Raw genomic sequence first — 20,641 nt, forward strand, 5'->3', positions numbered from 1 at the left:
CTGCGAAAGGGCGGCCCTCCGGGGTCGCCCTTTCCCTTTGCCCCGCTCCCCTCCGCCCCACCTTCGCGCCTGTTCGGTGCATCCGCCACGCTTCAAAGCGGCGCGAACGCGCGGAAGTGGCGCGGACGTGTGGCGCGGACGCGGGGCGGGGAAGGGCGTACGGTGCGGGTCAGCGCTCCTGGGCGTCGCGGCGGGTGGCGACGTCGAGCAGCCACACCGGCTCCTGCTCCGTCGGCCGGGCCACCGGGATGCGCGTGCCGAGCACCTGCGAGACAACGTCCTGCGCGATCTTCGCGGCGGTCAGGCCGGCATCCTCCAGCACCTGCTCGCGCGAGGCGTGCGGGATGAACTCGTCGGGAACGCCCAGCTCGTCCACGGCCGTGTCGATGCCCGCTTCGCGGAGCACCTGGCGTACGCGCGTGCCGATGCCACCCACGCGGATGCCGTCCTCGATCGTGATGACGAGGCGATGGCGCCCGGCGAGCTCGACGATCGAGGGCTGCACGGGAATGACCCAGCGCGGGTCGACCACCGTGGCCCCGATGCCCTGCGCGCGCAGGCGCGTCGCGACATCCATCGCGACGTGCGCCATGGGACCGATGCCGATCAGCAGGACGTCTTCCGCATCGGACCGGGCGAGCACGTCGACGCCGTCGGCCAGGCGCTCCAGGGCCGGCAGATCCGGCGCGGCCGCGCCCTTCGGGTAGCGCACGACGGTGGGGGCGTCGTCCACGGCAACGGCCTCGCGCAGCTCCTCCTGCAGGCGTGCGGCATCCCGCGGTGCGGCGATGCGGATGCGGGGCACGAGCTGCAGCATCGCGAGGTCCCAGATGCCGTGGTGGCTCGGGCCGTCGGGGCCGGTGACCCCGGCACGATCCAGCGCGAACGTCACGCCCGCTCCGTGCAGCGCGACGTCCATGAGCACCTGGTCGAAGGCGCGATTCATGAAGGTCGCATAGATCGCGACGACCGGATGTAGCCCACCGAACGCCAGGCCCGCGGCCGATGCCACGGCGTGCTGCTCCGCGATCCCGACGTCGTAGACCCGGTCGGGGAAGCGCTCGGCGAACAGCTGCAGGCCGGTGGGGCGCAGCATGGCGGCGGTCATCGCGATGACGTCCTCACGCTCGCCGCCGATCTCGACGAGCTCACGGGCGAACACATCGGTCCAGTCGTTGCCGCTGCTCGCCGACAGCGGCTCGCCGGTGATGGGATCGATCTTGCCCACCGCGTGGAACTGGTCGGCCTCGTCGCTGAGGGCCGGGGCGTAACCGCGGCCCTTCTCGGTGATCGCGTGCACGATCACCGGCGCACCGTAGGACTTCGCCAGCTCGAGCGTCTCCAGCAGCACCTCGAGATCGTGGCCGTCCACCGGCCCGAGGTACTTGATGTCGAGGTTGGAGTAGAGGGCGGCGTTGTTGGTGAAGCGCGAGAGGAAGCCGCGCGTGCCGCCGCGCACGCCGCGATACAGCGCGCGGGCCGCCGGGCCGAGGCTGCGGAAGAGAGAGTCGGATCCGCGGTGCAGCGTCCGGTAGGCGTCGTTCGTGCGCACGCGGTTGAGGTAGCGTGCCATCCCGCCGATGGTCGGCGCGTAGGAGCGCCCGTTGTCGTTGACGACGATGACGAGGTTGCGGTCGTTGTCATCGGTGATGTTGTTGAGCGCCTCCCACGTCATGCCGCCGGTGAGAGCGCCATCGCCCACGACCGCCACCACATGACGGTCATGGCGTCCCGTGCGGCTGAACGCACGGGAGACGCCGTCGGCCCAGCTCAGTGAACTGGATGCGTGGGAGGACTCCACGACGTCATGCGGGCTCTCGGAGCGCTGGGGGTAGCCGGCCAGGCCGCCGCGCGAGCGCAGACGGGAGAAATCCTGCCGCCCGGTGAGGAGCTTGTGGACGTAGGACTGGTGGCCGGTGTCGAAGATGATCGGATCCGCCGGCGAGTCGAAGACGCGGTGCAGGGCGATCGTGAGCTCGACCATGCCGAGGTTCGGACCCAGGTGTCCGCCCGTGCGGGAGACGTTCTCGACCAGGAACGCCCGGATCTCCGCGCTCAGCTGCTGGAGCTGGGTGAGATCCAGCGCGTCGATGTCACGGGGACTCGTGATGGTGGGCAGCAGCTCCATGGGATCCTTCTCCGACCGGTCGCAGCGCCGGGGCGCCGTCCTCCGAGTTTAGCCGCGCGCCCCTGTACGGGGCCTGCGCGGCGCACGAGCGGCCCGGCGTGTACGATCTGCGCCCACCCCTCCGGGGATACGGAAGCGGCCCCGAGGTCTCCCCCGGGGCCGCGTCGTGCGGGACTCAGACCAGTGAGCGCAGCACGTACTGCAGGATGCCGCCGTTGCGGTAGTAGTCCGCTTCACCGGGCGTGTCGATGCGGACGATCGCGTCGAACTCGACCGTCTCCTTGCCCTCGGGCGAGAACTCGCTCGGCTCGGCCGTGACGCGCACCGTCTTGGGCGTGACGCCCTCGTTCAGCTGCTCGAGGCCCTGGATGGAGACGATCTCGGTGCCGTCCAGGCCCAGCGACGACCAGCTCTCGCCGGCCGGGAACTGCAGCGGGACGACGCCCATACCGATGAGGTTGGAGCGGTGGATGCGCTCGAAGCTCTCGGTGATGACCGCCTTCACGCCCAGGAGGCTCGTGCCCTTGGCCGCCCAGTCGCGCGACGAGCCGGAGCCGTACTCCTTGCCGCCGAACACCACGAGGGGCGTGCCCTGCGCGGCGTAGTTCTGGCAGGCGTCGTAGATGAACGACTGCGGGCCGCCGGGCTGGGTGAAGTCGCGCGTGTAGCCGCCCTCCACGATGGCGCCGTCGTTGACCGCGCGCACCAGCTCGTTCTTGAGGCGGATGTTCGCGAAGGTGCCGCGGATCATCACCTCGTGGTTGCCTCGGCGCGATCCGTAGGAGTTGAAGTCCTTGCGGTCCACGCCGTGCTCGGCCAGGTAACGGCCCGCGGGGCTGTCGACCTTGATGTTGCCGGCCGGGCTGATGTGGTCGGTCGTGACCGAGTCACCCAGAGCCGCCATGACGCGCGCGCCGGTGATGTCGCGCACGGGGGTGAGCTCCATCGTCATGCCCTCGAAGTACGGGGGCTTGCGCACGTAGGTGGATGCCTCGTCCCACTCGAACACGTCACCGGTGGGCGTGGGCAGGTTCTGCCAGCGCTCGTCACCCTCGAAGACCGTCGCGTACTGACGCGTGAACATGTCCTCGTTGATCGACGAGTCGATCGTCGCCTGCACCTCGGCGGCGTCGGGCCAGATGTCCTTGAGGAAGACGTCGTTGCCCTCGGTGTCCTTGCCCAGCGGATCGGTCTCGAAGTCGAAGTTCATCGAGCCGGCGAGGGAGTACGCGATCACCAGGGGTGGCGACGCGAGGTAGTTCATCTTCACGTCGGGGTTGATGCGTCCCTCGAAGTTGCGGTTGCCCGAGAGCACCGCGGTGACCGCGAGGTCGTTCTCGTTGATCGCGGTCGAGACCTCTTCGATGAGCGGTCCCGAGTTGCCGATGCAGGTCGTGCAGCCGTATCCGACGGTGTAGAACCCGAGGTCTTCGAGGTCCTGCGTGAGGCCGGCCTTCTCGTAGTAGTCGGTGACGACCTTCGATCCGGGCGCGAGGGTGGTCTTCACCCACGGCTTGGCCTTCAGGCCCTTCTTGACCGCGTTGCGAGCCAGCAGGCCCGCGGCGAGCATGACCGAGGGGTTGGAGGTGTTGGTGCACGAGGTGATCGCCGCGATCGTGACGGCGCCGTGGTCGAGCATGAAGGACTCCCCGCCCTCCAGTGTCACCTTCGTCGGCTTCGAGACCGTGGAGGGTGCGTGGCTGAGCGACTGGGCGTCGTGCTCGTGCTGATGGCTGACCTCCGAGGGCGGCTCGCCCTGGCTGGTCTCGTCCTGCGGTGTGAAGCCGATGGGGTCCGAGGCCGGGAAGGTTCCTTCCACCGCCGCATCCACCGGCGTGTGCGCGCCGGGCTCGGCGTAGTCGAGCAGATCGTGCTCGAACTGCTCCTTGGAGCGGGACAGCTCGATGCGATCCTGCGGGCGCTTGGGGCCAGCGATGGAGGGGACGACCGTGGACAGGTCCAGCTCCATGTACTCGCTGAACACCGGCTCGACGGCCGGGTCGTGCCACAGGTGCTGCTCCTTGGCGTATGCCTCGACGAGGGCGACCTGCTCCTCGCTGCGGCCGGTCAGGCGCAGGTAGTCGAGGGTCACGTCGTCGACGGGGAACATCGCCGCGGTGGAGCCGAACTCCGGGCTCATGTTGCCGATCGTGGCGCGGTTGGCCAGCGGGACGGATGCGACGCCCTCGCCGTAGAACTCCACGAACTTGCCCACCACGCCGTGCTTGCGGAGCATGTCGGTGATCGTGAGGACGACGTCGGTGGCGGTGACGCCCATGGGGATCGCGCCGGTGAGCTTGAACCCGACGACCCGCGGGATCAGCATCGACACGGGCTGGCCGAGCATCGCGGCCTCGGCCTCGATGCCGCCGACGCCCCAGCCCAGCACGCCCAGGCCGTTGACCATCGTGGTGTGCGAGTCGGTGCCCACGCACGTGTCGGGGTAGGCGCGCAGGACGCCGTCGACGGTGCGGTCGTAGACGACCTTGGCGAGGTGCTCGATGTTCACCTGGTGCACGATGCCGGTGCCGGGCGGGACGACCTTGAAGTCGTCGAACGCCGTCTGGCCCCAGCGGAGGAACTGGTACCGCTCTCCGTTGCGCTCGTACTCGATCTCGACGTTGCGCTCGAGGGCGTTGGGGGTGCCGAACAGGTCGGCGATCACCGAGTGGTCGATGACCATCTCGGCGGGCGAGAGGGGGTTGATGCGCGAGGGGTCTCCACCCAGCGCCGCGACGGCCTCACGCATCGTGGCGAGGTCGACGATGCACGGCACGCCGGTGAAGTCCTGCATGACCACGCGGGCCGGCGAGAACTGGATCTCGGTGTCGGGTTCTGCCGCGGCATCCCACGATCCCAGTGCCCGGATCTGCTCCGCCGTCACGTTCGCGCCGTCTTCGGTGCGGAGCAGGTTCTCCAGCAGCACCTTGAGGCTGAACGGGAGCTTCTCGTAGCCCTCGACGGTGTCGATGCGGAAGATCTCGTAGTCGGTGCTGCCGACCGTCAGGGTGCTTTTCGCACCGAAGCTGTCAACCGTGGACACGTTCGTCTCCTTCGTCGGCGGATGCGGGGGCGAACCCGCCCTCTTCATCTTCCCCGCCGCATGTCGCGGCGGCTAGGAAGGCTGTCCTAACCGGGAAGACGAGAGAATTTATCTCGATGTCAAGATAAATGTATCAGGTTTGCCGCGGCGGGTAGAGCGTCCGGACGGCAAGCCACGTGACCGCCACGAGCGGCGCGAACAGCGGTAGGCCCATGATGATCTTCAGGGTTCCCAGCGCGGTGACGTCGCCGGCGAAGTAGAGCGGGAGCTGCACCGCCAGGCGCGCGAAGAACAGCGCCGCCCACGCCACCGACAGCCAGAAGAACACGCGGCGTTTGCGCGGCTCGCCCCGCCAGCGCGTGCCCTCGTTCATGAGGAAGCCGACGGCCAGTCCGATCAGCGGCCACCCGATGAGGGCGGAGACGAGGAAGGCGGTGCCGTAGGCGCCGTTGGTGATGAAGCCGAAGACGAAGTTGTCCTGACCGCGTCCGGTCAGAAGGGCGAGCCCCGCCGCGGCGGCCGTGGCGACGAGGCCGCCCAGAGCTGCGCTGGCGGGCGACCGCTGCGCGAGCCGGATGACGCTGAACACCACGGCGATCCCGACCGAGACGCCGAGGCTCAGCCAGAGGTTCCCCTGCCCCGCGCGATCGTCGTAGGTCAGCGTGAACAGCACGACGAACGCGAGGCTGGGCAGGACGGATTCGAGGATGCCGCGCCATCCGCCCATCGCGGTCCACACGGCGGCGCCCGTGGACTCCGCGCCCTCGGCATTCAGGCCCGCTGCCCGGGCCGCCGCCTGACCGAGCGCCGTACGCAGCGCCTCGGAGGCGGGGGGCGGGATGTCGGGCGTGGATGCGCCGGCGCCGCTGTCTGCGCGCCCGTGCGGCCGCTCGGAGTCGGTCACGCCGAACCCGGCACGGCGGGCATCTTCAGCGGGATCAGATCGCGCGGCGGCATGGGGGCGCTCCCGCGCACCACGACGATCGAGCGGAACAGGTCCTCGACCTTCGCCGCGGCATCCGTGTCGCTCGTGGCGGCTCCGCCGATCACGCCGCGCAGGAACCACCGCGGACCGTCCACACCGACGAAACGGGCCAGGCGCTTGCCGGTGCCGTCGGCGCCCGCGACGACGGGGACCTCCGCGAGGAGCTCGGGCCCCAGCGGTCCCTCGCGCTCTTCGACGCGGCCGCCCTGCTGGCGGACCTGCTGGCGGATCTGCTCACGCGTCTCGGTCCACAGGCCGGCGGTGCGCGGGGCTGCGAACGGCTGCACCTGCAGCGTCGAGTCGGCGTAGTCCAGGCCCACCGCCACGATGCGCTTGGTCTGCTCCTCGACTTCGAGGCGGAGGTTCAATCCTTCGCGCGGCAGCACCTTGATGCCACCGAGGTCGATGTAGGGCCGGACCGGGTTGGCTTCGGACTCGTCGAACGGGCCGGCGCTGTCGCGGTCGGCAGGGGCTTCCTTGCCGACGGGGGCCTCGGGGGACAGATCGGTCATGCGCGGACCCCTTGGGTGCTCGAGTAGCCGGTGGACCCGAAGCCGCCTTCGCCGCGCGAGCTGTCGGGCAGCGTGTCGACGGGTAGGAAGCGCACCGGTGGAACCGGCATCACGATGAGCTGGGCGATCCGATCCCCCACCGCTACGTCGAACGCCTCGCGTGCGTCGGTGTTGAGGAGGGAGACCTTGATCTCGCCGCGGTAGCCGGCGTCGACCGTGCCGGGTGCGTTGACGATGGTGATGCCGTGCTTGGCGGCCAGGCCGCTGCGCGGCACGACGAATGCGACGTGGCCGTCCGGAAGGGCGATGCGGACGCCGGTGCCCACGAGGGCGCGCTCCCCCGGCTCCAGCCGCACGGCCTCGGCCGCGGTGAGGTCGGCGCCGGCGTCACCGGGGTGCGCGTACACGGGAGCCGCGGCGGCGATAATGGGGACGTCGACGGTATCGGTCACCCCATGAGGGTAATGCAGATGGGAAGGTGCAGCATCCGCGGTGCAATCACTTATCGCGAGCGGCTGAGCCCCTCCCTGTGGGTTCTCGTCGCGGCGGCCGTGTGCGGTCCGATGGCCGCTCTCGTGCTGACCCCGGTGGATCGCACGGTCGCGCTGATCGTGGGGGCGATCGTGGGGATCGGCATCGTCGTGGGCCTGATCGCCCTGTCGCCGGTCGTCGAGGTGCGGGAGGGCGTGCTGCACGCCGGGCCCGCCCGCATCGACGCGGACCTGCTGGGCGAGCCGGTCCCGGCGACGGGCGAGGAGGCGCGGCAGGCGCGGGGGGCTCTGATCGACCGGAGGTCGTGGATGCTGCTTCGGGGCGGGATCGATGGGGTGGTCACGGTGCCCGTGACCGACCCGGACGACCCCACTCCGGCGTGGGTGATCTCCACGCGCACGCCGGAGCGGTTGTCTGCGGCGATCCGCCGCGCTCAGGTCAGGCCGCGCACTCCCGGCAGATAGGGCCGGAGCCGCCGTCGTGGTCGAGCTGCGAGCGGTGCTTCACGAGGAAGCAGTTGGAGCAGGTGAACTCGTCCTCCTGCGGCGGGAGGACGACGACGTCGAGCTCGACGTCGGAGAGGTCGGCCCCGGGCAGTTCGAAGCCCGAGGGGTTGTCGGCATCCTCGACGTCGATCGCGCCGGAGGTCTTGTCCGGGACGCGCTCCTTCAGGGCCTCGATCGACTCGCTGTCGTCCTCGGTCTTGCGGGGTGCGTCGTAATCGGTCGCCATGCGTGAACGTCTCTTCTTTCAGGGGGTGGAACAGGGGGGTGCCGTGCCCGATCGGGCGGCCATAGTTTGCATGACGGCCCGTCGTTTCGCAAATGCGCACAGCCGTGACGGCATCGTCGTCATCAAGGGAACACCGGCAAAACGCGCGGCGCGCCCGCGATATTCCCGGCCTCGGGCGATGGCTGTGTCAGCATGGGCGCTGACCGCAGATCGAAGGGGTGTTTCGCATGGAACAGCTCAAAGTCATCGGCACCGAGGAGAATTTCCTGGTCCTGGCGACGGAGTCCGGTGAGAGGTTCACTCTCGCCGTCGACGAGGTGCTGCGCGGCGAGATGCGCCGAGCGCGGCGCGAACGCACGGCAGAGGACCGAGGCCCACGCCCCAGTCCCCGCGAGGTGCAGGCGCACATCCGCGCCGGCATGTCGGCCCCCGAGGTCGCCGCCCTCATGGGCGCACGCCTGGAGGACGTCGTGAAGTTCGAGCGGCCGGTGCTCGCCGAGCGCGAGCACGTCGTCGGTCAGGCCCTCGCCGTCCCCGTGCTCCTGGGGGGCGAGCTCGAACACGAGCACGTCACCTTCGGTGCGGCCGTCCGCGCCAAGCTCGCCGAGGCTCACGCCACGGGCGAGCGGTGGACCAGCTGGAAGGAATCGACCGGCTGGGTGGTCAAGCTCGAGTTCACCGCGAACGCCATCGACCACGACGCGCGCTGGGGTTTCGACCCCCGCCGCAGCACGCTCTCGCCGCAGAACGCCGACGCGATCCAGCTCTCGCGTCAGGGTTCCCTGCCCGAGGGGCTCATCCCCCGCCTGCGGGCGCTGGACGTGCCCCTGGCCAAGGATGACACCCGCTTCGACAGCGGGGCGTTCGGGCCCCGCCGCATCGAGCAGCACGACACCGAGCCGGTGCCGGAGGCTGCTGCGCCGCCTCATGCGACGCAGGACGCCGCCCGTCGCGCGCCGGATGCCTCGGTCACCTCGACCGAGACCGCCGATCTGCTCGAGGCGCTCCGTCGCCGACGCGGACAGCGTGAACCCCTGCCGGGCACCGAGACCGAGCCGCAGCGGACGTCGGCGCCCGTGGCACTGTTCGATGCGCTGGAGCCGGGCTACGACGGATCGGGTTCCTCTCCCGACACGGAGGCATCCGCCACCCCGGCACCCTCGTCCGATTCGGGCGGCCGCCGCCGGGGCCGCACGTCGATGCCGTCATGGGACGAGATCGTCTTCGGAGCGCGCGGCGACGAGAGCTGACCGCTCAGGCGAACGCGCCCAGCCGCAGCAGCGGCACGATCCGCTCCTCGACCGTGAGCGACCCGTGCTGCCCGACCATGCGCTGCGACGCCTTGTCGGGTTCGCGGTCGTCGTAATAGGCGACCGCCGCGCGTGCGGCCACCAGCACGTCCCCGAGTCGCTCGGTGACCTCGGCGTCGACGCGCCCGAACAGACCGGCCTCCACGGCCTCGGCCCTGGTGAGGACCCAGGCCCTGCTGGATTCCGCCGCCGCCCACGCCGCGTGCACGTCCGCGGCACGGCCCGGCTCGGCGTACAGGTGCAGCATCCGGGGCTCGCCCCCGACCATGGCGACGCCGTCCCACAGGGGTGAGTCCTCGCCGAAGAGCAGCCGGCGGTGCGCGGGCACGTCGACCATGCCGTGGTCGGCGGTGATGAGCGCGCCGTCGGCGGGGTCGAGGGCCGCCGAGAAGCGTGCGGCCGCGGCATCCACCCGCTCCAGCGCGGACGACCACTGATCCGACTCCCACCCGTGACGGTGCCCGACGCTGTCGAGGTCGGGCGCGTACAGGTACACCAGGGCGCCGGGATGCTCCGCCGCCACGCGCGCGGCCGTCTCGACGCGGTCGCCCAGGTCGTCGACGCCGAAGATGTCCGCCCCGCGCATCGTCGCCGCGGTGAACCCCGTGCCGCGGTACTCCGAACGCGTCACGACGAACGTGGGGCGTCCCAGCTCCTTCTCACGCTCGAGGATCGGCGTCGAGCGCTGCCACGTGAGGGGATCGAGGCCGTCCGTCTCCCATCCGCGCAGCTGGTTGGGAGCCGTGGCGGTGCCGGGTACGCGCACGCGATAGCCCACGATCCCGTGCTGCCCGGGATCCGTTCCCGTCAGCAGGCTCGTGAGAGCGGCCGCCGTCGTGGAGGGGAAGACCGTCCGCGCGACGGCGCTGCGCGAAGACAGCGACGACAGGAAACGCGCGTGGCCGCGCCGACCGGCGAGGTTGGCGGCGCCGAGCCCGTCGATCACGAACACGATGGCGCTGCGGGCAGGTGGCAGGAACTCGGATGCGCCGCCCAGTGCGGCCAGCGCATCGGTCAGCACACCGGTGAGGCTCCGGGCTCGCGGCGGGTACGCCGGTAGGCTGAGAGACATCCGGGCCAGTCTCGCACAGGCGGGCGGCCCCCCGTCGAGGCGCAACCGCCTCGCCCGACTCCGCCGACCCGAGGCCCACACGGACATGCCCTCTTCCCGCCCCTCCCCTGCCGTCGAAGAACGCATCGAAGACGTCGATCTCTCCACCGAGATGCAGGGGTCCTTCCTCGAGTACGCGTACTCGGTGATCTACTCCCGAGCCCTGCCCGACGCGCGCGACGGCCTCAAACCCGTGCAGCGGCGCATCCTGTACCAGATGGCCGAGATGGGCCTGCGGCCCGACCGCGGCCACGTCAAGAGCGCCCGCGTCGTGGGCGAGGTGATGGGAAAGCTGCACCCGCACGGTGACGCGCCCATCTACGACGCCCTCGTGCGTCTGGCCCAATCGTTCTCGCTGCGCGTGCCGTTGGTCGACGGCCACGGCAACTTCGGGTCGCTCGACGACGGCCCCGCCGCCCCGCGCTACACCGAGGCACGTCTCGCCCCGCCCGCGCTCGCGCTCACCGCCGATCTGGACGAAGACGTCGTCGACTTCATCCCCAACTACGACGGGCAGTTCCAGCAGCCCGAGGTGCTTCCGGCGGCCTTCCCGAACCTGCTCGTCAACGGCGCATCCGGGATCGCCGTGGGCATGGCCACGAACATGGCACCGCACAACCTCATCGAGGTGGTCGCGGCGGCCGTGCATCTCCTGCAGCATCCGGAGGCCACCCTCGAAGAGCTCATGGAGTTCGTCCCCGGGCCCGACCTCCCCTCCGGCGGGATCATCGTCGGACTCGACGGCATCCGCGACGCGTACGCCAACGGGCGCGGCACGTTCCGCACGCGCGCGAAGGTGTCGGTGGAGTCGCTGGGCCCGCGCCGCACGGGGCTCGTCGTCACGGAGCTCCCCTACCTGGTCGGACCCGAGCGGGTGATCGAGAAGATCAAGGACGCCGTCACCAGCAAGAAGCTCGCCGGCATCGCCGACGTCACCGACCTCACCGACCGCACCAACGGGCTGCGCCTGGTCATCGCCATCAAGACCGGGTTCGACCCGAATGCGGTGCTCGAGCAGCTCTACCGCCTGACGCCGATGGAGGACTCCTTCGGCATCAACAACGTCGCCCTCGTCGACGGTCAGCCGCAGACCCTCGGCCTGCGCGACCTGCTGCGGGTGTACCTGGATCACCGCATCCGGGTCGTCACGCGGCGCAGTGAGTACCGCCTCGCCCGCCGCCGCGAACGCCTGCACCTGGTCGAGGGGCTCCTGATCGCGATCCTCGACATCGACGAGGTCATCCAGGTGATCCGCACCTCCGACGACAGCGAGCAGGCCCGCGCGCGGCTGATGGACGTGTTCGATCTGAGCCAGCTGCAGGCGGAGTACATCCTCGAGTTGCGCCTGCGGCGCCTCACGAAGTTCTCCCGCATGGACCTAGAAGCCGAGCGCGACACTCTGAAGGCCGAGATCGACGCACTGGTGGAGCTGCTGGGTGACCCGGCGCTGCTGCGCGCGCAGGTCGCGCGGGAGCTGGAGGCCACGTCCGAAGCCCTCGGCACGCCGCGTCGCACCATGCTCCTGAACGGCGGGCCGGTGACCGCGCGCTCGTCGCGGGCCGCAGCCGCCGCCGACCTGCAGATCGCGGACGCGCCGTGCCGCGTCTTCCTCTCCGCCACGGGACGGATGGTGCGGGCCGAGCGGTCCCCGGACGCCCCGAACGAGGGCATCGTGACGCCGGCACGCAGGTCGAAGCATGACGCGATCCGTTCGGCGGTGGACACCACCACCCGCGGCGACGTGGGCGCCGTCACGAGCGCAGGACGCCTGGTGCGCTTCTCCCCCGTCGACCTGCCCTCCGTCCCCGGTAACGCCGTGCAGCTGGCCGCCGGCACGAAGGCGGACCAGTACCTCGGGCTCACCGGGGGCGAGCATGTGGTGGCGATCGTGCCGCTCGTGGCCGATCCGCCCATCGCCCTCGGCACTGCCCAGGGCGTGGTCAAGCGCGTGTCGGCGAGCGAACTGCCGTCGAACAAGCACGACGTCTCGATCATCACGCTGCGCGAGGGCGACCGTGTCGTGGGCGCGGCACCGGCCTCCGACGGTGCCGAGCTCGTCTTCATCTCCGCCGACGCGCAGCTGCTGCGCTTCGACGCATCGTCCGTGCGCCCGCAGGGGCGCGCCGCCGGCGGCATGGCCGGTATGCGGCTGGCCGACGGAGTGGAGGCGGTCGGGTTCTCGGCGGTGGGAGCATCCGCCTTCGACGCGGTCGTGGTCACCGTCGCCGGGTCGGCGTCGGCGATCGCGGGCACCGACGCGGGCAGCGCCAAGGTCTCGGCGTTCACCGAGTACCCCGCGAAGGGCCGCGGCACCGGCGGCGTGCGCGCGCAGCGATTCCTCAAGGGCGAAGACGTGCTGACCCTCGCGTGGGTCGGATCCGACCCGCGCGCCGTGGGCTCCGACGGCGCCGTGCGGCAGCTGCCGCCCTCCGGCGCCAAGCGCGACGCGTCGGGGACGCCCCTCGACGGCGTGATCGGCGCCCTCGGCACGACCGTCCGCTGACGTCGGTCGGCGAGAGCCCGGCCGACGGGTTCTCGCCGACCGAAGGGTCAGGCGTCGATGCGTTCGCGCGCGAGTCGGTCGCTGGCCTCGACGATGAACTCGCGGCGCGGGGCGACCTCGTTCCCCATGAGCAGTTCGAAGACGCTCGCGGCAAGCTCCGCGTCCTCCACCCGCACGCGGCGCAGCGTGCGGCCGGCGCGGTCCATCGTGGTGGTCGCCAGCTGATCGGCGTCCATCTCGCCGAGGCCCTTGTAGCGCTGCACCGGTTCCTGCCAGCGCTTGCCCGACTTCGTCAGCTTCGTCAGCAGGGCGTGCAGCTCCTGCTCGCTGTAGGTGTAGATCGTCTCGTTGGGCTTGGTGCCCGGGTTCATCACGACCACGCGGTGCAGCGGCGGCACGGCGGCGAAGACGCGTCCGGCCTCCACGAGCGGACGCATGTAGCGGAAGAACAGCGTGAGCAGGAGCGTGCGGATGTGCGCGCCGTCCACGTCGGCGTCGCTCATCAGGATGACCTTGCCGTATCGGGCCGCGTCGAGCTCGAAGGATCGGCCCGAGCCCGCGCCGATGGTCTGGATGATCGCGGCGCATTCGGCGTTGGAGAGCATGTCGCTGACCGAGGCCTTCTGCACGTTCAGGATCTTCCCGCGGATGGGCAGCAGCGCCTGGTACTCGCTCGAGCGCGCAAGCTTGGCGGTGCCCAGCGCGGAATCGCCCTCGACGATGAACAGCTCGGAGTCGGCGACGTCGTTCGAGCGGCAGTCCACGAGCTTCACTGGCAGCGAGGAGGACTCCAGGGCGTTCTTGCGGCGCTGGGTCTCCTTGTGCGTGCGCGCCGAGATGCGCGACTTCATCTCCGAGACGACCTTGTCCAGCAGCAGGGCGGTCTGCGCCTTGTCGTCGCGCTTGGTCGAGGCGAAACGCGCGGCGAGCTGCTTCGTGACCACCGACGACACGATCTGGCGGACCGCCGGGGTCCCGAGGATCTCCTTGGTCTGTCCCTCGAACTGCGGCTCGGGCAGCCGCACGTTCAGCACGGCCGTGAGCCCCGCGAGGATGTCGTCCTTCTCGAGCTTGTCGTTGCCCACCTTCAGGCGGCGGGCGTTCTGCTCGACCTGGCCGCGCAGCACCTTCATGAGGCCCTGCTCGAACCCCTGCTGGTGCGTGCCGCCCTTGGGGGTGGCGATGATGTTGACGAAGGAGCGCATCACGGTGTCGTAGCCGGTGCCCCACCGCAGCGCCACGTCCACCTCGCACTCGCGCTCCACATCCGTGGGCACCATGGCGCCCGTCGGCTGGAGCACCGGGACGGTCTCGGTGAAGGTCCCCGACCCGGTCAGGCGCCACGTCTCGGTGATGCCGGCGTCGGGCGCCAGGAACTCCGCGAACTCCGAGATGCCGCCGTCGAACCGGTACGCGGTCTCCACGGGTTCTGCCCCGCGCTCCTCGCGGACGACCATCTCCAGGCCCGGCACGAGGAACGCCGTCTGGCGCACGCGCTGCTCGAGCTCCTCGAAGCCGAAGGCGACGTTCTTCGTGAAGATCTGACGGTCGGCCCAGTACCGGATGCGGGTGCCGGTGACGCCCTTGCGGGCCTTGCCCACGACGCGCAGCTCGCTGCTCTTGTCGAACGGCGTGAACGGAGCATCCGGGGTGGGGCCGGCGAACACGCCCGGCTCGCCCCGGTGGAACGACATCGCGTACGTCTTGCCGCCGCGGTCGACCTCGACGTCGAGGCGCTCGGAGAGGGCATTGACCACGGATGCGCCGACGCCGTGCAGACCGCCGGAAGCGGCGTACGAGCCGCCGCCGAACTTGCCACCGGCGTGCAGCTTCGTGAAGACCACCTCGACACCCGACAGACCCGTGCGCGGCTCGATGTCGACGGGGATCCCGCGGGCCCGGTCGCGCACCTCGACGCTGCCGTCGCCGTGCAGGATGATGTCGATGCGGTCGCCGTGCCCGCCCAGGGCCTCATCGACGGAGTTGTCGATGATCTCCCACAGGCAGTGCATCAGACCACGGGAGTCGGTGGACCCGATGTACATACCGGGGCGCTTGCGGACGGCTTCGAGGCCTTCGAGCACCTGAAGGTGATGGGCGGAATACTCGTCGGTCACAATCTCCCACGATATCCGCGCCCTCCCCCACCGGGCTGCAGACACACGGCGCCCGGGGGCCGTCGTACGCGGTGAGCGAAATGCCGGGCACGGCGGGCGCCGGTGCCCTCAGGGCGTGGTTGTATGAGTTGAGCGAAGAACCGCGAGCACCGGAGGAGGGTACCGAGATGAACACGCTATCGACACCGACCGACAACGCCGCCGTCCTCGAGTACCGTCTCACCGCGGCCGACCGGTGTGACTCGTGCGGGGCTCAGGCATACATCGCCGCAGAGGTGAACGGCAGCGAACTGCTGTTCTGCGCGCACCACGGACGCAAGTACGAGGAGAAGCTGCGCAACGTGGCCACCTCGTGGCACGACGAGACCGCGCGTCTCACCGCGAGCGCCTGACCGGCCTCAGCTGACCGGCGCACAGGCTCAGCCGACCGGCGCACCCGGATAGATCCGCTCGATCCGGGGCGAGATCCGCACCGCGATCTCCTCCCCGATCGTGGCGATCCGCTCGGCCAGCTCCGTCGCGGAGTGCAGTCCGCCCGCGCCGAGCACGACCACCTCGTCGCCCGCGGTCATCCCGTCCCATCCCTCGACGATCAGCCGGTCCGGCCGCACCGTCACCACGCGGCGCACACCCGCGGGCGTGCGCACGCTGAGCATCCCGCCGAGCGGTGAGGGGATGCCGTCGAGGCTGCCCACGCCGACGTGTGCGTGTGTGCCGTCGGTGCCGATCACATGCGCCCGCAGCGAGGCGATCGGGACGATGCCCAGAGCCTCGGCATCCGGGCCGCCGGCTGGTGCGATCCCGTAGGCGAACGCTCCGATGCGGACGAGGTCTTCGCGGAACTCCGGCCGCGTGAAGCCGGCGGCGCTCGCGGCGAGATGCGCGTAGCCCGGCCGCAGCCCCGCGGCCGCGAGTGTCTCCCGCGCGTGCAGGAACAGCGCACGGGCGGCGTCGTCCTCGGCATCCGACGCCTCGGCGATGTGACTCCACACGCCTTCCACGCCGAGCACTCCGGCCCGCTCCAGTTCGGCGGCCCGTGCGACGGCGTCGGGCCACTCCTCCGGGCGGATCCCGTTGCGGTGCAGCCCCGTGTCCACCTTCAGATGCACGCGTGGGCGCAGGGCGCCTTCGGGGCGCGTCCCGAGCGCTGCGAAATCCTCGAGCAGGAGCGCGTTGCCAACGCCGACGTCCAGGTCGGCGTCCACCGCCGCGGCCAGGTCGGCCTGGGACTCCAGCATCCACACGAAGATCCGTGCGTCGGGGCCGAGCACGTCGCGGACGGCCCGCCCGGTGCCGGTGTCGAACGCGCCGAACCAGCGCACGCCTTCCGCGTGCGCACGGCGCACGATGGGCAGGAGCCCATGACCGTACGCGTCGTCCTTCACCACGAGCATGTGGTGCGCCGGCGCGATCCGCTCGCGGACGAGGCGCAGGTTCGCGGCGAAGGCGTCGAGGTCGACGATCAGGCGGGCGGTCATGCGCGCACCTCCCGTACGGCGCGGAGGCCGGCCGCGGTGATCAGCTCGCCGGCCGTCCACCCCGTCGCGTCGGCCCATCCCGCCAGCGACGGCGCCTGATCGCGCGGGTCTCCGAAGAACACGACCTCGTCGCCGCGGGAGACCGGATGCTCCGTGATATCCACGACGCAGACATCCATCGCCACGCGCCCCACGAGCGGATGCAGCGCCGCACCGATCCGCACGGCCACGCGGTTTCCCAGCATCCGGACGATCCCCTGGGCGTAGCCGCCGGTGACCAGCGCGACGCGGGTGTCGGCGTCGGCGCGGTGCGCATAGCCGTACGAGACGCCCTCCCCCGCGCGCAGGTCCTTCGTCGACAGCACGCGCCCCGTGAGCGTCAGGACCGGGCGCGTCCGGGCGTCGGGCGCGGGGAGGCCGAACAGCGTCTCGGCGTCGAGCGCCTCGGGGTCCAGGTCCAGACGCTCGAGGACGCCGGCCACCCAGTCGGCGCCGTGCCCCCACGCATCCGCGTAGAGCGCAGACACCTCTCCCCGCCCCCGTTCGAGCGCCGGTCGCGCATTGTGCTCGAGTGCCGCAGTGGACAGCCGCGCCACCGTGGCCGCTCCACCGGGCACGGCCCGGGGAGTTCCGAGGTGCGGCGCAGTCACGCCCCCTAGACTATCCGGGTCCCCTCCCGCCCACCCCGGAGACCGCATGCCTGGAAGAGGCTTCGCCCTCGCGCCCCGAGTCCGCTACCTGATCGGCCGCGCACGCCGCATCGACGTCGGATCCGTGTTCGACCGAGCCCGTGAGGCCTCGCAGCAGCATGGGAAGTGGATGCCGGCGGTGGTCGTGGACATGCTGTGGCAGGCCGGGTTCCGCAACGTCGGTTTCCAGGACTACATCGACTACGACTTCGCGATCCTCACCCCCGCCGAGCGGGCCACGTACATGACGCATCCGGTGTCGAACCAGATCTCGCAGAAGTACGACCACCCCGACTACCGGCACCTGTTCCAAGACAAGATCGCCTTCGATCGGGTGTTCAGCGAGCACCTGCACCGGGAATGGATGGTCGTCGAGGACGACAATGCCGACGCCGTGCGCGCGTTCACGGAGCGCCACGGCACGATCGTCACCAAGGAACCCGTGGGCCAGGCCGGGACGGGCGTGCACCGCTACCACGCCGCCGAGGTCGAGGACTGGAGCACGTTCCACGCCGGGCTCCGGGAGCGAGGTGAGCTGCTGCTCGAACAGGTGATCCAGCAGCATCCGGACCTCGCCGCGGTGTGCCCCGGAACGGTCAACACCACACGCGTGACGGCGTTCTTCGACGGGACCACGACGCACATCCTGGCGATGGCGCAGAAGTTCGGACGCGGCGCGGTGAGCGACCAGATGACCTTCGGCGGCTTCTACACGATGCTCGACGACGACGGCCATGCCGTGGGGGCGGGCTACGACTCGCACGGCCACGTCCACGAGCACCATCCCGACTCGGGCTTCCGCATCGCGGATTTCCAGCTGCCGATGATGGATGAGGTGCGGGCATTCGTCGACCGCGTCGCCCGGGTCGTGCCGCAGGTGCAGTACGTCGGCTGGGACATCGTGGTCACCCCGACCGGCCCGGTGCTCGTGGAGGGCAACTGGGGCGCGGGCGTGTACGAGAACAAGCCTTCGGTGACGGGCATCCGCACCGGCCACAAGCCGCGCTACCGCGCCGCGATCGGGTTCTGACCGCTCCGGTCTGAGCCGCGGAAGCGACCCGCTCCTGCGGGGCCGTCCCTGAGCCTGCCGAGGGCGTCCGGGACGCCCTCGGGCATCCCGAACTCCTCAAGAACACGGCCTGGCACGGCACAACCGGCCGAGACGGCAGCGGATGCGCCGGAATTGAGGAGTTCGGGCGGGCAGGTGACGCGTGATGGCCCGGCGACGCCGGACCCTCGCATCGCGGGACTCAGGACCCAACGGCGCGCACATTCTCGGCGACGATGCTCGGCCGCGGCGCCCGGGACGCCTTCGGGTATCCCGAACTCCTCAAGAACGCGGCCGCGCCCGCACAAACCGGCCGAAACGGCAGCGGATGCGGCGGGATTGAGGAGTTCGGGCGGGGCGGAGCGAGGCCGGGCGGCCGAGAGGGTCAGGCGGGGCGGACGACGCCGAGCGGCGTCGACTCGTGCCCCTGGCCGAGCGGATTGTCCTTGAGGATCGCAAGGAGGCGGCGCTCTCCGGCCTTGTCCAGGGTCGACCCGAGGATGTTGCCACCCAGGTCGTTGATGTCGACCACGGCCACCTCGGCGCTGCCGCCCAGGAGCGACTTCAGGTGCGCGGCGACCTGGCGGGGACGCTCGGGACCCAGGACGACGGCCTTGTTGTACGGCGGGATCGTGCCGCTCGTGGGGCCGTCGATCGCGCGAGCCTTGTCGCCGGCGATCCGGTAGAAATCGCCCTTGCGACCGAATGCCTTCGTGACGGCCGAGACGGCGGCGGCGAAGAGGATGCGGGGAACCCCGCACTCGCGGAGCGCCATCTCCATCGTCTCCGGCATGCCCAGGCCGATGCCGTAGGGCGTGCGCACCACGAACCGCGACAGGAAGCGCGCCAGCCGTCGAGGGTGGATGTCCTCCACCAAGTACGACCGGCCCTGCGTGATCGCGACGATCTTCTCCGTCACGAACAGGATGTCCCCGGGCTGGACGACGTCCGACGCGTACTCGCGGATGAAGGCGTCGAGGTCGTCGCCCGGCATCACGACCCGCGTGCGGATCGGGATGCGGGCGAACGACGCACCGTCGAGGGCGACGGTCAGCGCCTTGCCGGCGTTGGCCTCACCACTCACGGATCAGACCGCTCATTCGAGGTAGTCCCGCAGCGACTGCGAACGGCTGGGGTGACGCAGCTTCGCCATCGTCTTGGACTCGATCTGACGGATCCGCTCGCGTGTGACGCCGAACGTGTCGCCGATCTGGTCGAGCGTCTTGGGCTGGCCGTCGCCGAGGCCGAAGCGCATGCGGATCACGCCTGCCTCGCGCTCGGACAGCGAGTCCAAGAGCGACTCGAGCTGACGCTGCAGCATCGTGAAGCCCACGGCATCCGCGGGAACGACGGCCTCGGTGTCTTCGATGAGGTCACCGAACTCGCTGTCGCCGTCCTCACCGAGAGGCGTGTGCAGCGAGATGGGCTCACGGCCGTACTTCTGCACCTCGACGACCTTCTCGGGCGTCATGTCCAGCTCGCGGCTGAGCTCCTCGGGCGTGGGCTCGCGGCCCAGGTCCTGCAGCATCTGCCGCTGGACACGGGCGAGCTTGTTGATGACCTCGACCATGTGCACCGGGATGCGGATGGTGCGGGCCTGGTCGGCCATGGCGCGCGTGATGGCCTGACGGATCCACCACGTCGCGTAGGTCGAGAACTTGAAGCCCTTGGTGTAGTCGAACTTCTCCACCGCGCGGATGAGGCCGAGGTTGCCCTCCTGGATGAGGTCCAGGAACTGCATGCCGCGACCGGTGTAGCGCTTGGCCAGGGAGACCACCAGACGGAGGTTCGCGCCCAGCAGGTGCGACTTCGCTCGCTGGCCGTCACGGGCCACCCACTGCAGGTCGAGGCCCAGCTGGCTGGTCTTCTCCGCCGCCGACATGTGCGACAGCTTCTCCTCGGCGAACAGGCCCGCCTCGATGCGCATCGCGAGCTCGACCTCTTCGGCCGCGTTCAGCAGCGGAACCTTGCCGATCTGCTTCAGGTAGTCCTTCACCGGGTCGGCCGTGGCGCCGGTGATCTGCGCCGAGTAGACGGGGACGTCGTCCTCGTCGGTGGAGGAGATGACGATCGCGCCCGTGGGCAGGGGCTCGGTGAAGACCGGCTTGGTGGTCTCCTCCTCGTCCTCCTCCTCCGAGGCGTCGGGGGTCGCCTTGGCGGCGGACGGAGCAGCGTCCTCGGCGACGTCGTCGCCGGCCGCCTCGTCGCCGTCCTCGAGGTCGGCGTCGAGTTCGACGTCCTCGATCTCCTCGTCGTCGTCGCCGGCCTTGGTCTTGGCCTTGCCCTTCGCCTTGGCGGGTGCCGCCTTCGACTTCGCGGGCGCCTTCTTCGTGGTCGTCTTCTTCGACGACGCAGCGGTGGTCTCGTCGACCGCGTCGAGTTCGGTGTCCTCGCCGCTGTGGGAGCGGGTCTTGGTGTTCGTGCCTGCCACGTTTCGCCTTTCACCGGGGTCGTGGGTCGCACGCTCGCCGGTCGTTCTCGGACACTAGTAAG

Annotated in this window: 17 protein-coding genes; 5 read left to right on the top strand and 12 right to left on the bottom strand. The window is 70.4% G+C overall.

What is annotated here, in order from left to right:
- Positions 1-169: 169 nt before the first annotated feature.
- The 5 genes from dxs to dut all read right to left on the bottom strand — a co-directional run bounded on the left by dxs (position 170) and on the right by dut (position 7,120).
- Positions 170-2,128 carry a 1-deoxy-D-xylulose-5-phosphate synthase gene (gene dxs / locus E4K62_RS08965; RefSeq protein ID WP_135066432.1) on the bottom strand — a complete coding sequence of 653 codons (1,959 nt, stop codon included), beginning with the start codon at positions 2,126-2,128 and terminating at the stop codon, positions 170-172.
- A 175-nt stretch (positions 2,129-2,303) separates the two neighbouring features.
- On the bottom strand, positions 2,304-5,171 hold the full coding sequence (locus tag E4K62_RS08970) for an aconitate hydratase (protein ID WP_135066435.1): 2,868 nt from the start codon (positions 5,169-5,171) through the stop codon (positions 2,304-2,306).
- A gap of 133 nt (positions 5,172-5,304) precedes the next feature.
- Entirely contained in the window at positions 5,305-6,075 is a 771-nt protein-coding gene (locus tag E4K62_RS08975) for a DUF3159 domain-containing protein (protein ID WP_135066438.1), read from the bottom strand.
- A complete protein-coding gene (locus E4K62_RS08980; protein ID WP_135066441.1) occupies positions 6,072-6,668 on the bottom strand; it encodes a DUF3710 domain-containing protein in 597 nt (198 codons plus the stop codon). The genes E4K62_RS08975 and E4K62_RS08980 overlap by 4 nt, the downstream gene beginning before the upstream one ends.
- On the bottom strand, positions 6,665-7,120 hold the full coding sequence (gene dut, locus E4K62_RS08985) for a dUTP diphosphatase (RefSeq protein WP_135066444.1): 456 nt from the start codon (positions 7,118-7,120) through the stop codon (positions 6,665-6,667). The genes E4K62_RS08980 and dut overlap by 4 nt, the downstream gene beginning before the upstream one ends.
- 18 nt (positions 7,121-7,138) lie before the next feature.
- Between dut and E4K62_RS08990 the strand changes: the two genes are divergently transcribed.
- Positions 7,139-7,624 (top strand): DUF3093 domain-containing protein, encoded by a 486-nt coding sequence (locus tag E4K62_RS08990; RefSeq protein WP_308195119.1) that lies wholly within the window; start codon positions 7,139-7,141, stop codon positions 7,622-7,624.
- Here the strand turns inward: E4K62_RS08990 and E4K62_RS08995 are convergent.
- Positions 7,599-7,892 carry a DUF4193 domain-containing protein gene (locus tag E4K62_RS08995; RefSeq protein ID WP_135066447.1) on the bottom strand — a complete coding sequence of 98 codons (294 nt, stop codon included), beginning with the start codon at positions 7,890-7,892 and terminating at the stop codon, positions 7,599-7,601. The genes E4K62_RS08990 and E4K62_RS08995 overlap by 26 nt on opposite strands.
- 227 nt (positions 7,893-8,119) lie before the next feature.
- Here E4K62_RS08995 and sepH point away from each other — a divergent pair, with 227 nt between their 5' ends.
- Positions 8,120-9,142: a septation protein SepH gene (sepH, locus tag E4K62_RS09000; protein ID WP_135066450.1), complete on the top strand. Its 1,023-nt coding sequence runs from the start codon at positions 8,120-8,122 to the stop codon at positions 9,140-9,142.
- Between the two features lie 4 nt (positions 9,143-9,146).
- Here sepH and E4K62_RS09005 read toward each other — a convergent pair whose 3' ends face one another.
- Positions 9,147-10,274, bottom strand: a complete 1,128-nt coding sequence (locus tag E4K62_RS09005) for an alkaline phosphatase family protein (RefSeq protein ID WP_135066453.1) — start codon at positions 10,272-10,274, stop codon at positions 9,147-9,149.
- Positions 10,275-10,359: 85 nt separating this feature from the next.
- On the opposite strand from E4K62_RS09005, the gene E4K62_RS09010 reads away from it, so the two are divergent.
- Entirely contained in the window at positions 10,360-12,816 is a 2,457-nt protein-coding gene (locus tag E4K62_RS09010; protein ID WP_135066456.1) for a DNA gyrase/topoisomerase IV subunit A, read from the top strand.
- Between the two features lie 47 nt (positions 12,817-12,863).
- Here the strand turns inward: E4K62_RS09010 and E4K62_RS09015 are convergent, their stop codons facing one another.
- Complete coding sequence (locus E4K62_RS09015; protein WP_374108099.1) at positions 12,864-14,933, bottom strand: DNA gyrase/topoisomerase IV subunit B; 2,070 nt, start codon at positions 14,931-14,933, stop codon at positions 12,864-12,866.
- Positions 14,934-15,100: 167 nt separating this feature from the next.
- On the opposite strand from E4K62_RS09015, the gene E4K62_RS09020 reads away from it, so the two are divergent.
- A complete protein-coding gene (locus tag E4K62_RS09020) occupies positions 15,101-15,325 on the top strand; it encodes a DUF7455 domain-containing protein (RefSeq protein WP_135066459.1) in 225 nt (74 codons plus the stop codon).
- Positions 15,326-15,352: 27 nt separating this feature from the next.
- Here E4K62_RS09020 and E4K62_RS09025 read toward each other — a convergent pair whose 3' ends face one another.
- Both E4K62_RS09025 and E4K62_RS09030 read right to left on the bottom strand, forming a co-directional pair.
- Positions 15,353-16,411, bottom strand: coding sequence for an alanine racemase (locus E4K62_RS09025; protein ID WP_135066462.1), 1,059 nt, complete (start codon positions 16,409-16,411; stop codon positions 15,353-15,355).
- Positions 16,408-17,061: an alanine racemase C-terminal domain-containing protein gene (locus E4K62_RS09030; protein WP_240742876.1), complete on the bottom strand. Its 654-nt coding sequence runs from the start codon at positions 17,059-17,061 to the stop codon at positions 16,408-16,410. The genes E4K62_RS09025 and E4K62_RS09030 overlap by 4 nt, the downstream gene beginning before the upstream one ends.
- A 46-nt stretch (positions 17,062-17,107) precedes the next feature.
- Between E4K62_RS09030 and E4K62_RS09035 the strand changes: the two genes are divergently transcribed.
- The gene (locus tag E4K62_RS09035; protein WP_135066468.1) at positions 17,108-18,130 is read left to right on the top strand and encodes a sugar-transfer associated ATP-grasp domain-containing protein; all 1,023 of its coding nucleotides are present in this window, start codon (positions 17,108-17,110) and stop codon (positions 18,128-18,130) included.
- Between the two features lie 403 nt (positions 18,131-18,533).
- On the opposite strand, the gene E4K62_RS09040 is transcribed toward E4K62_RS09035, so the two are convergent.
- Together E4K62_RS09040 and E4K62_RS09045 are read right to left on the bottom strand one after the other, a co-directional pair.
- The gene (locus E4K62_RS09040; RefSeq protein ID WP_135066471.1) at positions 18,534-19,232 is read right to left on the bottom strand and encodes a coenzyme F420-0:L-glutamate ligase; all 699 of its coding nucleotides are present in this window, start codon (positions 19,230-19,232) and stop codon (positions 18,534-18,536) included.
- Between the two features lie 12 nt (positions 19,233-19,244).
- Positions 19,245-20,579 (bottom strand): RNA polymerase sigma factor, encoded by a 1,335-nt coding sequence (locus E4K62_RS09045; RefSeq protein WP_135066474.1) that lies wholly within the window; start codon positions 20,577-20,579, stop codon positions 19,245-19,247.
- Positions 20,580-20,641 lie beyond the last annotated feature (62 nt).

Source organism: Microbacterium wangchenii (assembly GCF_004564355.1).
Lineage (GTDB): Bacteria > Actinomycetota > Actinomycetes > Actinomycetales > Microbacteriaceae > Microbacterium > Microbacterium wangchenii.